1 rRNA gene is annotated in these 303 nt (G+C 50.5%); it reads right to left on the bottom strand.

What is annotated here, in order from left to right:
• Positions 1–303: ribosomal RNA gene (locus P6N53_RS18595) — 23S ribosomal RNA — on the bottom strand; the annotation flags it as partial.

Genomic DNA, 303 nt, shown 5'->3' with positions numbered 1-303 from the left:
GGCGCCTCCGTTACCTTTTGGGAGGCGACCGCCCCAGTCAAACTGCCCACCTGACACTGTCCTCAATCCAGCTTCATGGACTAAAGTTAGAATTTCAATACTTAAAGGGTGGTATCCCAACGGTGACTCCATAAGTACTGGCGTACCTACTTCCATGTCTCCCACCTATCCTGTACATCAAATACCAAAACCCAATGTCAAGCTACAGTAAAGCTCCACGGGGTCTTTCTGTCCTGTCGCAGGTAGACGGCATCTTCACCGTCATTACAATTTCACCGAGCCCCTCGTTGAGACAGTGCCCAA

The organism is Desulforamulus aquiferis, assembly GCF_030577015.1.
Classification (GTDB): domain Bacteria; phylum Bacillota; class Desulfotomaculia; order Desulfotomaculales; family Desulfotomaculaceae; genus Desulfotomaculum; species Desulfotomaculum aquiferis.
This window is presented reverse-complemented; position numbering and strand designations above follow the sequence as displayed.